Below are 12,992 nucleotides of genomic sequence, written 5' to 3'. Positions count from 1 at the left end.
GGCTCAGTAGGAGAGGGCGCGGTCCAGCGCCTCGAGGATGCGGTCGATGTCCGGAAGGTAGTCTTCCTCCACCTTGGCAACCGGATAGGGCATGTGGAAGCCTCCTACGCGGATCACCGGCGCCTCCAGGGAATGGAACGCCCGCTCACTGATCCGGGCAGCGATTTCGCCGCCGATTCCACCGAAGGTGGGTGCCTCGTGGGCCACAATGAGCCGTCCGGTCTTTTTCACCGAGGCTGTGACGGTATCGAAGTCCAGGGGCGAGATGGAGCGCAGGTCGATGACCTCAACGCTGCGTCCGTCCTCCTCTGCGGCGTTCGCCGCGGCCAGCGCCACGGGCACCAGCGGTCCGTAGGCCACGATGGTGGCGTCCGTCCCGGCCCGGAGCACGTGGGCCTTGAAGGGGTCCTCCGCCAGGCCGGGTGCCTCGACGTCGACCTCTCCCTTGAGCCAGTAACGGCGTTTGGGCTCGAAGATGATCACGGGGTCCTGGCAGTCGACCGCCTGCTGGATCATCCAGTAGGCGTCGTGCGGGTTGGACGGGGTGATAATCCGCAGGCCAGCCGTGTGGGCGAAAAGCGCTTCGGGAGATTCCGAGTGGTGCTCCACAGAGCCAATGCCTCCGCCGTACGGGATGCGGATGACCACGGGAACGGTGAGGTTGCCGTTGCTGCGCGCGTGCATCTTGGCCAGCTGGGTGGTGATCTGGTTGAAACCCGGGAAAACGAATCCGTCGAACTGGATTTCACAAACCGGGGTGTAGCCGCGCAATGCGAGGCCGATGGCCGTGCCGATGATGCCGGATTCGGCCAGCGGGGTGTCCACTACGCGGTCCGGGCCGAACTCGCCGATCAGGCCGTCCGTCACACGGTACACACCGCCCAGGGCGCCGATGTCTTCTCCCATCAGCAGCGACTTGGGGTTGTCAGTGAGTGCGGTGCGAAGGCCCTCATTGATGGCCTTGGCGATGGTCATGGTGGTCATCAGTGGCCTGCCTCTTGGGATGCCTGGGCTGTTACTGCCTGCCGGGCGGGTTCTTCTTCAGTTGCAAAACCCGCTGAGTACTCCTCGAACCAGGCCAGTTCCTCTGCCACCAGCGGGTGGGCCTCCACGTAAGTATTGGCGAAGGCGGACCGGATATCCGGGGTTTCCAGGTCATGGGTGGTGCGCCGGACGTAGGCTGCGAGCTCGTCCCCGTCGGCTTTCACCTTGGCGAAGAACGCCTCGTCGGCCAGGCCTTCGGCGCGCAGGTACTTCTCCAGGCGCTTCAGCGGATCCTTGGCCCGCCAGGCGTCCTCCTCCTCCGACTCGCGGTACTTGGTGGGGTCGTCCGCCGTCGTGTGAGCACCAACCCTGTACGTGAAGGCCTCGATCAGGACCGGGCCCTTGCCCTGGCGTGCGTGCTCCAGTGCCCACTCGGTGACGGCATGGACGGCGATGACGTCATTGCCGTCCACCCTGATGCCAGGGAAGCCGTACCCCTTGGCCCGGTTGGACAGAGGCACGCGTGTTTGCACGTTGGTGGGGACGGAGATGGCCCAGTGGTTGTTCTGGCAGAAGAAAACAACCGGCGCGTTGTAGGAGGAGGCGAACACCATGGACTCGTGGACGTCACCCTCCGAGCTGGCGCCGTCGCCGAAGTAGGCGATCACCGCGGCGTCCGGGGCGGCAGCCCCGTTGTCTTGGCCGTCGGAGCGGACTACCGCGGCACTGGAGGCTGCAAGCTTCTGGTCCCGCTGAATGCCCATGGCATAGCCCACCGCGTGGAGCGTCTGGGCCGCCAGGACCAGGGTGTAGAGGTGGAAGTTGGTGTCCTTCGGGTTCCATCCGCCGTTGGAGACGCCGCGGAACTGGCGCAGCAGCTCGGCCAGGTCCACATTGCGGGTCCAGGCCACGCCATGCTCCCGGTACGTAGGGAAGATGTAGTCCTGCGGCTGGCTGGCCCGGCCAGAACCGATCTGGGCGGCTTCCTGGCCGGTCAACGGAACCCAGAGCGCCAACTGGCCCTGGCGCTGCAAGGCTGTTGCTTCGACGTCGAACCGGCGGATTGCGGCCATGTCCGCGTAGAGCCCGCGGAGCTTCTCCGCGGTGAGCTTTTCTGCGTAGCCGGTGAAGACCGGATCAAAACCCAGTTTCCCGTCGGGGCCGAGGAGCTGGACCATCTGCGCCGGAGGCTCTCCCATCACGGCTTCGGCATCAGCCTCACGCTGATCGTCTACAGCTGTTCCGTCGAACTCGGTGGCAGGCAGATGTGTGCCCATACCGTCTCCTTGCTTGCCGCATCCGGATGCAATGCAATGTCGCTGGGATATATGCCTCAAGAGGAATAGATTCCTCCGGCGGCATATATATGGCTTACTGATCCTAACTTTATCTTCAGTAAGTAATCGCGGGGCTACTTGTTAAGTGCTAGGAAGCGCGCGGGGCCTTTGTATAGTTCGCACACAGAGCGAGAAAACGCGTATTGGCCTCTTCCTCCCCGACGCTGACGCGAACGCCTTCGCCGGCAAAGGCCCTTACGGACAAAGCCTGCGTGGAAGCCAGTTCGGCGAACCCGGCGCTGTCAGCGCCAAGATCCAGCCAGACGAAGTTGCCCTGGGCATCTGGAACACTCCAGCCGAGGCTCCGCAGGCCTGCCGTGACGCGCTCCCGTTCGTCCACCAGTCTTTGTACCCTCTCCACAACTTGCGGGTAATTTTGCAGCGAAACAATTGCGGCAGTTTCTGCAATCTGCGACACGGCGAACGGTGTGGCTGCAACCCTAAGGTGTTGGGTCAGCACGGGATTGGAAATACTGTAGCCCACCCGGAGGCCGGCAAGCCCGTGTGCCTTCGAGAAGGTCCGGAGCACAATAACGTTGGGGTACTTGCGGTACAGCGCAATCCCATCCACGGCATCAGCCGCCCGCACGAACTCCTGGTAGGCCTCGTCAACTACCACCACAACGTCAGACGGGACGGACCGGATAAACGCTTCTGTTTCGGCCGCAGCCAGGGCAGGACCGGTGGGATTGTTGGGGGTGCACAGGAGGATCACCTTGGTGCGGGCCGTGACTGCCGCCGCCATGGCCTTGAGGTCGTGGCGGCCGCCGGCAGCAAGCGGAACCGGGACGCCTTCCGCGCCGGAGAGGCCAACACTGATGGGGTAGGCCTCGAAGGAGCGCCAGGCGTAGATGACTTCATCGGGCTTGCCGTCTTCGTTCCGCCCGGCGAACGCGGCCAGGAGTTGGTTCAGGGCGCCCAGGCTGCCGGCGCCAGTGACGATGTCTTCGGCGGGAACATCGAGGAACGCGGCGAGTTCTGTGCGAAGCCTGCTGCTCAGCGGATCAGGGTAGCGGTTGAAGTCCGCCTGCCGTGCAATCGCCTCAATGACCGCCGGGATCGGGGGCAAGGGGTTTTCGTTTGAAGACAGCTTGTAACTGGTCAGTCCGTCCACGGCGACGGGGGGTTTGCCAGCGGCGTAGCGGGGCAGCTTTGCCACCACAGGGCGCGGCTGGATGCCCCCGGCGAGGGTATCTGGTGAAGTCATGCAAACCAGCCTACTTCTCCAGCCGCGGGACGGAAGGCGGCATCCGGGCAGGGTCGCACCCGCTGCCTTAGTGGGACGGGCAGCCGGATGGGCGCCAAGCGCGGCCCCGTCCGGCCACCTGCTCCTTCTCCGCTCCCTGTTCGGTGGACCCTACACCCGTGAAGTGCTGTCGGACCGGCTGCCCGCCAGCTGGGGAGCCCAACCGTCGGTTCCCCGGAGATACGCCTCCAGCGTGAACTCTTGTGCCAGCCCCGGATCAAGTTGCGGCCTCTCCGGGGTGATGCGGGACCCCGGGCCGTTGTTGTTGAACTCATGGAAGCGGGCTTCCCGCCACGAGAATCCGCTCATGTCCGTCCAAGGTGCGCCGGAAATATGCGCGCCCAGCCAGGAATCCCGGACGAGCACCTGCGCGATGGCGTCCACGTCCCCGCTCGGATGCCAGGGGCGGCCCAAATGGACTGAACCGGCAGCAGCGTCCGACACAAAGCGGCAGCCGGTAAACAGATACCCGTGCTTGATCCCGATATTCAGGCTGCCTGCCGAAACGTAGCCGTTGTTGCTGTCGGACCCACGGTCAAGGGAGCGGATTTCACTTGCGGAGAAGACTGCAGTGCCTCGACCGAAGATAAAATCCACGTCGCCTTCGATGTAGCAGCCGCTAAAGAAGAAGCGCGACTGTACCCCGCGGGAGGGGGAATCAACCAGCAGGGTGTCCTGGTTGCCCAGGCACCTGACGTTGTTAAGGACGGCACGGTCTCCGGTCAGGAAGAGCGCCACCGCCTGGCGGTTCTTTATGTCCTGGTTGGCGGCCTCGTCAAAGTCATTGCTGAAGGTGATGTTTGAAGCCATAAAGTCCGGCCCGTCAATCCGAACGCTTGCGCTTCCGCCCGTCCCGTAGGCTCCGGTGCCATCCGGTTTAGGAGTGCCGGAGGCGTTGTTGTAAACCAGGACCACGTCTTCCGCTTTCTCCCCCAACCCGAGGAACGAGATTCTTGGCTTGTTGGCCGGCACCCTGATGGCCTCCCGGTAGACGCCCGGCTGGATCCGGATGAGGGTCCGGCGGGTGCTGCCTGTGGGCACCGCGTCCACGGCTGCCTGGACTGACGGGAACGCCTGGCCCCTGCCTACCTCCAGGACCGTGGGCTTGTCCACGGGGCGTTCGCTGGGCCAGTAGATGCCAGTGAGAGCATCCAGCCCGGGGTCGAGGTGCTGGAAGTACCCGGGCGGCAGGGTTTGTTGTGCCCGAAGTTCGGACGCAACCAGCCGGGCGACGGCCAGGGCGCCTTCCGCCTGGAAATGCGTATTGTCGGTCACGCCTTGCGGATACTGCGGATACTGGCCCGGCGAGGCATAGAGGAAGTGGGACTTGGTTCCCTCGGCCCCGAGCTTCTGCCACAGGTCCTTCGAGGAGGCGGTGAGGTCCACCAGCGGCGTCCCGGTGGCCGCCGCAAGTTCGCGTACGGCCTGCGGGTACGCGCCGTGCGAGTCCTGCGCCATGCCAAGGGCGCTGAAGCGGCGGCGTTCCACCGGCGTCACCAGTACGGCCTTCGCGCCACGGCCGGCGGCACGGTCGATGTACTTCTGCAGGTACTCCTTGAAGGTGGTCTGCGGATCGGTTCCCCTGGCCGGGTCCTCCACCTTCTCGTCGTTGTGCCCGAAGGAGATGAGCAGATAGTCGCCCGGCTGGAGCAAGGCCACCACCTCGTCCAGCAGGCCGGCGTCGGCGAAACTCTTGGACGAAGCTCCGGACCAGGCGTAGTCGAAGACGTCAACCTGTGGCCCCAACAGCAGCGGGAGGGCCTGCCCCCAGCCCGCCCGGGGTCGCTCGGAGTGCTGGTAGGCGGAGGACGTGGAATCGCCCACTACGAAGATCACGGGCTTGGTTCTTGCCTGCGGCGGGACGGCCACGGCACGGACTGCGGCTTCTGAGCGGGCAACCCCCGGCCCGGCAAGCCCCGCGGCCGCAGTGACGACTCCGGCGGCCACTGCGGCAAGCAGTGAGCGGCGCGTGGGTTGGAAGCGCCGCATCAGCGGGCATCCCCCGCCGTGAAGACAGGCCCGACGGCGTCCGCCAGGAGTGCGGGAACGGCCTGGGCGGCGTTGACGTGCGTCCGCAGTACCGGCGTCCAGGTGTCATCGGCGCTCAACTGCCTGTCCGCAGGCGCAGCTTCGTTATAGGCGGCGCGGAGGTCGATGATTTTGCCGTTGACTGCGTTTCCGCTGGTGGTGATGACCTTCCCCTTGAAGTAGGAGATCAGGGACTGCACGGGGATGTCCGCGGGGAGCGTGAAGGCATTGGCCTCGGCGTGCAGGTGGGATTCAACACCTGCACCGAAGGTGTAGCCATACGGGATATCCGAATCCGGAGTCGTCTTGAAGTGGTTGTTGTAGACGTCCACCTGGCCAAACCGGACCCGGGGTGCCCGCTGGCCTACGTTCTCGAAAACGTTGTGGTGGATGGTCACCCGCAGCTTGCCGGCGTCTCCCCGGGTGGTCGAATCCGTCGAGCCGATGAGCAGCAGCTTGTCGTGCTCGGAGAACCGGTTGTAGGACATCGTGACGAGGTCGGAACCGTTGGTGACGTCCACCGCTCCGTCGTGGACCTGGTACGGCAGGCCGAAGTAGCTGGGCTGGGCGCTGTCCAGGTTCGGGGCATCCGTGAAGTGCGAGTGGTCCACCCACACGTGCTTCGAGCCGTTGATGATCTGGAGCAGGTCATACTCGCTGTTCCAGTTGCCGGTGGCACCGTCCGTAGGGTCCCACGAGGGGAAGCAGTCGGCGGCATCCCGCACTGTGAGGTTCCGGAAGATGACGTTTTCGGCGCCACTGATCCTCAGGGCCGCTCCGGTGATGCTGCTGTCCGGGCCGGCTCCCACGATCGTTGTGTTGCTGGGGATGTCCCAGCGGATGGCGGCCGCCTGCTTGGATGCGGCCAGTCGCCGCGCGTTCTCCTGCGCGCCCTCCGGCTTTTTCGCGGTTCCGTAGCGGGCCGGGTCGAAATCATGGAGGTACTGGGCCAGCGAGTAGCCGGTACCGCTGGCGTAGTCTTCACAGCTGATCGGTGCGCCGTCCGCGCCGGCGTTCGCAGCAATGTCCCCGTGGACCCGGATGATTTTGGGTTCTGTGCCGGTGGCGAGGGCCGCGAGGAGTTGTCCTTTGTTGGAAACGTCGTAGATCCGGTCTTCCCCAGCGGTCGAGCCGCCAGTGGTTCCGGCCCCCGAGGCTGCCCAGCCATCGTTCTGGGGAAGTACTTGGCGTTCAAGGGGTTGGCGTGCGGTCTGGGCTGTTGGATCCGCCTGCGGGGATGGAGATGCTAATGAATGGGCAGGGGCTGCGAGCAGGGATACGGCGATGGCCGCGGCGACCGATACGGGCGCGAAGGGCATCTTCTTGCGCATGATCTCTCTTCCTCCATTGGAATGAACCACGCTTCGGCGCCGGCCTCGAACCGCCAGCGCGTCAGAAAGCGATTTCTCAACTATCCGGAAAACGCTTTCTTCTTGTCAAGGGTCAGTTGATATTTGACACACGCTTTCGAAGGGCGTCACGCGCGCGCCCGCTTTCACTCGGCCGGGGCCTGACCCACTGAACGGGCCGAAGCTGTGGTGCTACCCCCGCAGGGGCCTTCAGCGCGGTGTGCAACCATTGGGTCATGCGACTGATTGCCCGGGTACTGATCAACGCCCTCGCCCTCTGGGTGGCCAGCTGGATCCTGCCTGGGCTGGAGATTTCCAGTTCTGCAGCCACGGACGCAGTGGCAAAAACCGGCGTGACGCAGGGGACGGACACCGCTGGGATAGTCCTCGCCTACTTGTTCATCGGCGCCATCTTCGGTTTGGTGAACGCCTTGGTACGCCCGCTGGTGAGCCTCCTCGCGCTGCCCATCACCATCCTGACCCTCGGCCTGTTCACTATCGTCATCAACGCGGCGATGCTCTACCTGACCTCCTGGATCAGCAGCTACACGCCGGTGCACTTCACCATCGACTCCTTTTTCTGGACTGCTGTTTTCGCGGCGATCATCATCACGCTGATCTCACTGGTGGCCGGCCGGATTGCTGGAACCCGAAGGTAGCTGAATTCCCGGGGCGCGCTGTGCGCACTGCAGGTGAACTTTGTCGCTTCCCGGCCTGGCTAGCGTCCGCCATAGCCACGCTCCTGCCTGCGGGTGTCTGCCGCATGGAGATTTGGCGTGGGAGCCTTGATCCGGGCCAGGGAAAAGCGGGTAGCGGTGGCTGCCCCGCCGGCTCCCAGCACCGCCCCCAGCGCGGCAGTGGACCCGGCCAGCGAGGGATCGTTGCTCGCCGAAACTAGCCGCGCGGCGTCCTGGTAGCCGCTCAGCTGGTGGCCTGGACCGATGCCCACGTTCTCCCCCGTCTGCACGTACAGGTTATCCGTCATCGTGGCCGTGACCTGGTTTCTGGCGTCCGGGTTGGGTGCGCCGTCGGTGCCCGGCACCCAGTCGGTCCGGTGTTCAAGATGGAGTGTGCTCACGTCCGGATTCGGCGTGATTCCGGCGACGGGCGACCCTGCCGTGAGAACGTACTTGAGGTCGTAGTCCGCCAGGAATTCCTCGCTTGCCGCCAGGTTCATGGCGTGAATCCCTCCTTGGCTGTATCCAACGCCCACCACAGTTGCTCCCCTTTGGGCTCCAGCCGCCGTCAGCGCCTCCATAACTGCCGTCCTGACATTCTTGGAATTGCTGCCTACCCCTTCGGCTATTCCGCTCAGGCCAAATGGATTCCCGCTCGCAACTCCACCATCCAGTTGGGTCCCCGGGATCACCACCACGTAAACCTTCTGCCCGCCGTGATCGATCTCTATGACCTCGATGAAGCCCGCCCCACGCTGATCGATCAGCTGTACGCGTTCAAGCAGCCCTGCAGGAGAAGGATCGAGGTCAATGGAAATGCTCTCCTCCCGTTTGACCTCCACCAACCGGGACCGCATGCTTGGCAGCGCACCCTCCACCAGCGCCTTCAGCAGAGGAGTGGCCGATACCGCCCCTGCAGTCATGTTTTCGAGGGCGCTTCTGTTGAGGAAGCCAGTCCTCCAAAAGTCTGCGTGCCTTTCCCACTCAGCCTCAAGGTTTGGAATGCCAATACTGCGGGCAGCGGCCGCCACGGTCTCCGCCATTTCGTACTCCCTTTTGCAGGCGCGGACCTGGCTGCTGATGTGCTGCAATTCGGTCCGCACTGCCTGAAGGCTCCGCTCGGACTCACCAACCGCGCTTAGGGCCATGGTCCCGGACCACCGGGGCAGGTTCTGGAAGGGAACGAGGTCCTCCCAGATCCGGCGGACCTCAACCTCCAGTTCGGAAAGCCTGGCGGCGAGGTCCTCCACCCTTTCGGCGCCTCCGGCCAGTTCCTCCAACTGGAAACTGATGCCGCCGACACCGCCACGGATGGCAAGGGGCCCGTCGTCGGGAGGACCGTACAGCCTTATGGAGCCGCTCCCGGACGGCGTATCTTCGGCCATCATGGCCCGCCCGGATAAGTGCAATCAGCGGTGAAGGTTTCGCGGGCATGCCGCTCCACGGCAGCCTTTGCTTCAACGAGCGCCTCAAGCGCGCGCCGGATGGCAGCACACTGCAGTGATACCGCTTCGCGGTAGGCACGGCCGGCCGGCGACTCCCATTCCAGCAACTGAATATCCCTGAAGCCTGCCAGGACGTCCTCTCCGCGACTCACGCAATAAGCCACGCGGCCAGCCAACTGCTCCACCTGGGAAGCGCGCACCATGTCTTGCTGCAGGTTGGCGCCTGCCGGCTCACTACTCATTGCCCTTCCCTTTCCCGGACTGTCCAGCACCCCGGACGCCCGCCCCTGGAACTACTGAAGTGAACGCTACGGAGGGATAACCACCCGGCCCAACCACCGCCGTCGTCTATGTGGACAAGTAATCCCGCGGGAACGGCTCAAGCTGGCGGAGGAGTTCATGAAAGAATCAGCACATGCCTGAAACTGCCGCCACAGCCGACACCCGTACGCCCTCAGGACGCCTGGCCCTCGCCGCGTCCCCGGAAAGAATCGCGCTCGGCCCGCTGGATGGCCGTTACCAGTCCGCCGTCGCCCCGCTCGTGGATTACCTGTCCGAGGCAGCCCTCAACCGGGACCGCGTGGCCGTGGAAGTTGAATGGCTCATCCACCTGACCAGCAACAACGTGCTTCCCGGCGCAGGTCCCCTGACCCCCTCGCAGCAGGACCAACTCCGCGCCATCGTCACCGAATTCGACGCCGGATCGGTGGCCGAGCTGGCTGATATCGAAGCCGTGACAGTCCACGATGTAAAGGCCGTGGAGTACTACATCGGTCGGCGCCTCCCGGCCATCGGCGTCGAAAACCTCACAGCCATGGTGCACTTCGGCTGCACCTCCGAGGACATCAACAACCTCTCCTACGCGCTGGGCGTCAAGGGTGCCGTGGAGGACGTGTGGCTTCCGGCAGCGCGCGCCCTGGTGGCCCAGATCAGTAAGATGGCCCAGGACAACCGCGCCGTCCCCATGCTGTCCCGCACCCACGGACAGCCCGCCACCCCCACCACGCTGGGCAAGGAACTGGCCGTCATCGCGCACCGCCTCACGCGCCAGCTCGATCGCATCGCCAAAACCGAATACCTGGGCAAGATCAACGGCGCCACCGGCACCTACGCTGCCCATGTTGCCTCGGTTCCCGGTGCGGACTGGCAGCAGGTGTCCAAATCCTTTGTGGAGGCCCTGGGACTGACCTGGAATCCGCTGACCACCCAGATCGAAAGCCACGACTGGCAGGCTGAACTCTACGCCGACGTCGCCCGCTTCAACCGCATCCTGCACAACGTCTGCACGGATATCTGGAGCTACATCTCCATCGGCTACTTCGCGCAGATCCCCGTGGCCGGTGCCACAGGGTCCTCCACCATGCCGCACAAGGTGAACCCCATCCGCTTCGAAAACGCCGAGGCCAACCTGGAAATCTCCTCTGGGCTGCTGGACGTCCTGGGATCCACGCTCGTCACCTCCCGCTGGCAGCGTGACCTCACCGACTCCTCCAGCCAGCGCAACATCGGTGTGGCATTCGGCCACTCACTCCTGGCCATCTCCAACGTGGCCAAGGGCCTGGAACGCCTCGACGTTGCCGAGGACGTGCTGGCCGGAGACCTGGACACCAACTGGGAAGTCCTGGGCGAAGCGATCCAGATGGTCATGCGGGCAGAGGCGATCGCCGGCGTTGAAGGCATGGAGAACCCCTACGAGCGGCTCAAGGATCTCACCCGCGGACAGCGTGTTGACGCCGCCCGCATGCAGGAATTCGTCCAAGGCCTGGGCCTCTCCCCCGAAGCCGAAGCGCGGCTCCTCGCGCTGACCCCCGGGAAGTACACCGGCATCGCGGACCAACTGGTGGACCACCTGAAGTAAAAGTACGACGGCGGCGCCGGGCCTGCGAGGGCCCGGCGCCTTCCTTCATTCCTGCCCCTTTGTGGCCGGGACAGAGGCATGCTCCAAGGTGCGAAACTGGAGGAATGAAGCTGCTCCTGATCCGCCACGGACAAACTCCGGGCAACGTGCTTGGCCAACTGGACACTGCCCACCCAGGTCCCGGGCTTACTGAACTGGGTGAGCGGCAGGCGGAAGCCCTGGCCCGTTCGTTGGCGAACGAGCCGATCGAGGCCCTCTACGCCTCCACCTTGGTTCGAACCCAGATCACCGCGGCACCGTTGGGCCGGCTGCACAGCCTGGACGTCGAAGTCATGGATGGCCTCCACGAAATCGAGGCCGGGTCACTGGAAAAGCTGACCGACCACGAGTCCCACAAAAGGTACATGGGCACGGTGTTTTCCTGGGCCGCCGGGGATCTTGACCAGCGGATGCCGGCCGGGCCTGACGGCCACGACTTCTTCGAACGGTTTGATACAGCCATCGCCCGGGTTCTGGAACGTGCATCCGGGGGTCAGGCCACGGCAGCAGTTGTAAGCCACGGCGCGGCTATCCGCACCTGGGCCGGACGGCGGGCCGAGGACGCAGACCACGAGTTCGCCGCCAAACATGCTTTGGCCAACACCGGGATTGTGGCGCTCGAGGGGGATCCGGACAGCGGGTGGAGGCTGATCCACTGGGACGGCAGCCCGGTGGGCGGCCTGGCACTTGCCGATCCCACAGCTGAAGACCCTACCGGACGCAATGTGGAAGGGCCCTAGACCAGCTGCCTGATCCGGCGGGCCGGGAACACGGCCATTTTTCGGCACTTACTGGTGCCCTCAACAGCGAGTGGCAGGGGCACAAGCCGTCCAGCCATAACGGCAGCCTCAGCCGCCGTCGGCCGTGCATCGCTGTCCATCGCCGTTAGGGCCCCCAAAAAGCTGCACCATCCGGGACCGAGGGAATCCGGGATGACCGGGCTGCGAAGGGTCCTCGCCACCAGGGACTCTATGGCCGTGCCGGGAAAGGCTTTGGACCCCGTGAGAAGCTCCAACAGGACCAGGCCCATGGCGTAGACGTCCCACGAGGGCCGGGCCGACCCGCCCGCTGCCTGCTCCGGACTCATATAATGCACGGTTCCTGACGAGATGCCCGGCTCCGGAGCCGAGCCGGTGGCAGCCACGATGCCGAAGTCGATGATGCGTACTGGACTCCTCCGCAAGCCGCTGAGCATCAGGTTGGCGGGCTTGATATCGCGGTGGACCAGTCCCTGCCCATGCAGATGGGCAAGAGCTCCAAAGAGACCGCATGCCCAACCGGCAACATCATCACCGCTGGGGCGGCGGGTGCGGGCTACCTCTGCGAGGCTTGCGCCAAGGGCGAGTTCTTCAACCAGGAATGGGCGGCCGCCGAGCTGCGTCCCGGCGGGCATCACGCCCTGGGCGATGAACCTGATGACGGAGGGGTGTTTCAGTGCGGCCAGGATTTCTGCTTCATTGCGGATCCTCCCGAAGTGCTTCTCGGAGCCGCCAACGGCGACCTTGACGGCGACATCGGGACCGCCCGCAAGGTCGGCAGCGCGGAAAACCTCAGCCAGTGAGCCCCGGCCCAAGCGTTCCTTGAGGTGGTAACGGTCCGCCACCAGGGACGTCCCGGACAGAAGGGGCGCGCTCTTCTGCAGTGGCGCTGCTGCGGCGGAACTCATGCGGAGAGCGCCGCGGTATGGGCTGCTCCCGGATCACCGAACTGCTCCCGGGAAGCGTAGGGGGAACGGATCCAGGCGTCGAGCTGAAAGCCGCACCCGCAGCGCCAGACAGGCGGAAGCTGGACGGGACCGCCGTCGTCCGGCTTGAAGGTGTAGCCGACGGCGACCGGCCCCACAGCAGGCGTCACCAGTTCCATGGTTGTTCCGCAGTGCAAGGGAGCTCCCTGCCACGCGCTGTTCACCTGCCCTGCAGGGTCCAGCGACGGCCTGTTGCTGCAGGCACTCAGGGCACCAAGGTCAGTAAAAGTTGCCAACGCACTCACGACTCCAGCCGAAGTAATTTCAGGATTGATCGTAAGCATA

Annotated in this window: 12 protein-coding genes; 3 read left to right on the top strand and 9 right to left on the bottom strand. The window is 64.7% G+C overall.

Features of this window, described 5'->3' with window-relative positions; genetic code table 11:
• Positions 1-3: 3 nt before the first annotated feature.
• The 5 genes from G6R19_RS12035 to G6R19_RS12015 form a co-directional block, all read right to left on the bottom strand.
• Complete coding sequence (locus tag G6R19_RS12035) at positions 4-984, bottom strand: alpha-ketoacid dehydrogenase subunit beta (protein WP_163165185.1); 981 nt, start codon at positions 982-984, stop codon at positions 4-6.
• Positions 984-2,261: a pyruvate dehydrogenase (acetyl-transferring) E1 component subunit alpha gene (pdhA, locus tag G6R19_RS12030; RefSeq protein ID WP_163165184.1), complete on the bottom strand. Its 1,278-nt coding sequence runs from the start codon at positions 2,259-2,261 to the stop codon at positions 984-986. Before pdhA ends, G6R19_RS12035 begins: the two co-directional genes overlap by 1 nt.
• Positions 2,262-2,409: 148 nt before the next feature.
• A complete protein-coding gene (locus G6R19_RS12025; RefSeq protein ID WP_163165181.1) occupies positions 2,410-3,528 on the bottom strand; it encodes a histidinol-phosphate transaminase in 1,119 nt (372 codons plus the stop codon).
• Between the two features lie 150 nt (positions 3,529-3,678).
• Positions 3,679-5,556, bottom strand: a complete 1,878-nt coding sequence (locus G6R19_RS12020; RefSeq protein ID WP_163165179.1) for a pectinesterase family protein — start codon at positions 5,554-5,556, stop codon at positions 3,679-3,681.
• Positions 5,556-6,926 (bottom strand): pectate lyase, encoded by a 1,371-nt coding sequence (locus G6R19_RS12015; protein WP_163165177.1) that lies wholly within the window; start codon positions 6,924-6,926, stop codon positions 5,556-5,558. The genes G6R19_RS12020 and G6R19_RS12015 overlap by 1 nt, the downstream gene beginning before the upstream one ends.
• Positions 6,927-7,180: 254 nt before the next feature.
• On the opposite strand from G6R19_RS12015, the gene G6R19_RS12010 reads away from it, so the two are divergent.
• Positions 7,181-7,603 (top strand): phage holin family protein, encoded by a 423-nt coding sequence (locus G6R19_RS12010; protein ID WP_163165175.1) that lies wholly within the window; start codon positions 7,181-7,183, stop codon positions 7,601-7,603.
• A gap of 59 nt (positions 7,604-7,662) precedes the next feature.
• On the opposite strand, the gene G6R19_RS12005 is transcribed toward G6R19_RS12010, so the two are convergent.
• Positions 7,663-9,009, bottom strand: a complete 1,347-nt coding sequence (locus tag G6R19_RS12005; protein WP_240341849.1) for a hypothetical protein — start codon at positions 9,007-9,009, stop codon at positions 7,663-7,665.
• Positions 9,006-9,308, bottom strand: a complete 303-nt coding sequence (locus G6R19_RS12000) for a hypothetical protein (protein WP_163165173.1) — start codon at positions 9,306-9,308, stop codon at positions 9,006-9,008. Before G6R19_RS12000 ends, G6R19_RS12005 begins: the two co-directional genes overlap by 4 nt.
• Positions 9,309-9,481: 173 nt before the next feature.
• Between G6R19_RS12000 and purB the strand changes: the two genes are divergently transcribed.
• Both purB and G6R19_RS11990 read left to right on the top strand, forming a co-directional pair.
• Positions 9,482-10,924: an adenylosuccinate lyase gene (gene purB, locus G6R19_RS11995; RefSeq protein ID WP_163165171.1), complete on the top strand. Its 1,443-nt coding sequence runs from the start codon at positions 9,482-9,484 to the stop codon at positions 10,922-10,924.
• A 104-nt stretch (positions 10,925-11,028) separates the two neighbouring features.
• Complete coding sequence (locus G6R19_RS11990; RefSeq protein ID WP_163165169.1) at positions 11,029-11,703, top strand: histidine phosphatase family protein; 675 nt, start codon at positions 11,029-11,031, stop codon at positions 11,701-11,703.
• On the opposite strand, the gene G6R19_RS11985 is transcribed toward G6R19_RS11990, so the two are convergent.
• A complete protein-coding gene (locus G6R19_RS11985) occupies positions 11,700-12,629 on the bottom strand; it encodes a serine/threonine-protein kinase (RefSeq protein ID WP_163165167.1) in 930 nt (309 codons plus the stop codon). The genes G6R19_RS11990 and G6R19_RS11985 overlap by 4 nt on opposite strands.
• On the bottom strand, positions 12,626-12,952 hold the full coding sequence (locus G6R19_RS11980; RefSeq protein WP_240341848.1) for a hypothetical protein: 327 nt from the start codon (positions 12,950-12,952) through the stop codon (positions 12,626-12,628). Before G6R19_RS11980 ends, G6R19_RS11985 begins: the two co-directional genes overlap by 4 nt.
• Positions 12,953-12,992: the final 40 nt, after the last annotated feature.

This window comes from Arthrobacter sp. Alg241-R88 (assembly GCF_900537115.1).
Lineage (GTDB): Bacteria > Actinomycetota > Actinomycetes > Actinomycetales > Micrococcaceae > Arthrobacter.
Note: the sequence above shows the minus strand (reverse complement) of the source record. Positions and strands in the feature narration are given on the sequence as shown.

Coding starts and splice junctions, on each gene's coding strand:
- G6R19_RS12035 (WP_163165185.1), bottom strand. CDS start 984: ATGACCACCATGACCATCGCCAAGGCCATCAATGAGGGCCTTCGCACC.
- pdhA (WP_163165184.1), bottom strand. CDS start 2,261: ATGGGCACACATCTGCCTGCCACCGAGTTCGACGGAACAGCTGTAGAC.
- G6R19_RS12025 (WP_163165181.1), bottom strand. CDS start 3,528: ATGACTTCACCAGATACCCTCGCCGGGGGCATCCAGCCGCGCCCTGTG.
- G6R19_RS12020 (WP_163165179.1), bottom strand. CDS start 5,556: ATGCGGCGCTTCCAACCCACGCGCCGCTCACTGCTTGCCGCAGTGGCC.
- G6R19_RS12015 (WP_163165177.1), bottom strand. CDS start 6,926: ATGCGCAAGAAGATGCCCTTCGCGCCCGTATCGGTCGCCGCGGCCATC.
- G6R19_RS12010 (WP_163165175.1), top strand. CDS start 7,181: ATGCGACTGATTGCCCGGGTACTGATCAACGCCCTCGCCCTCTGGGTG.
- G6R19_RS12005 (WP_240341849.1), bottom strand. CDS start 9,009: ATGATGGCCGAAGATACGCCGTCCGGGAGCGGCTCCATAAGGCTGTAC.
- G6R19_RS12000 (WP_163165173.1), bottom strand. CDS start 9,308: ATGAGTAGTGAGCCGGCAGGCGCCAACCTGCAGCAAGACATGGTGCGC.
- purB (WP_163165171.1), top strand. CDS start 9,482: ATGCCTGAAACTGCCGCCACAGCCGACACCCGTACGCCCTCAGGACGC.
- G6R19_RS11990 (WP_163165169.1), top strand. CDS start 11,029: ATGAAGCTGCTCCTGATCCGCCACGGACAAACTCCGGGCAACGTGCTT.
- G6R19_RS11985 (WP_163165167.1), bottom strand. CDS start 12,629: ATGAGTTCCGCCGCAGCAGCGCCACTGCAGAAGAGCGCGCCCCTTCTG.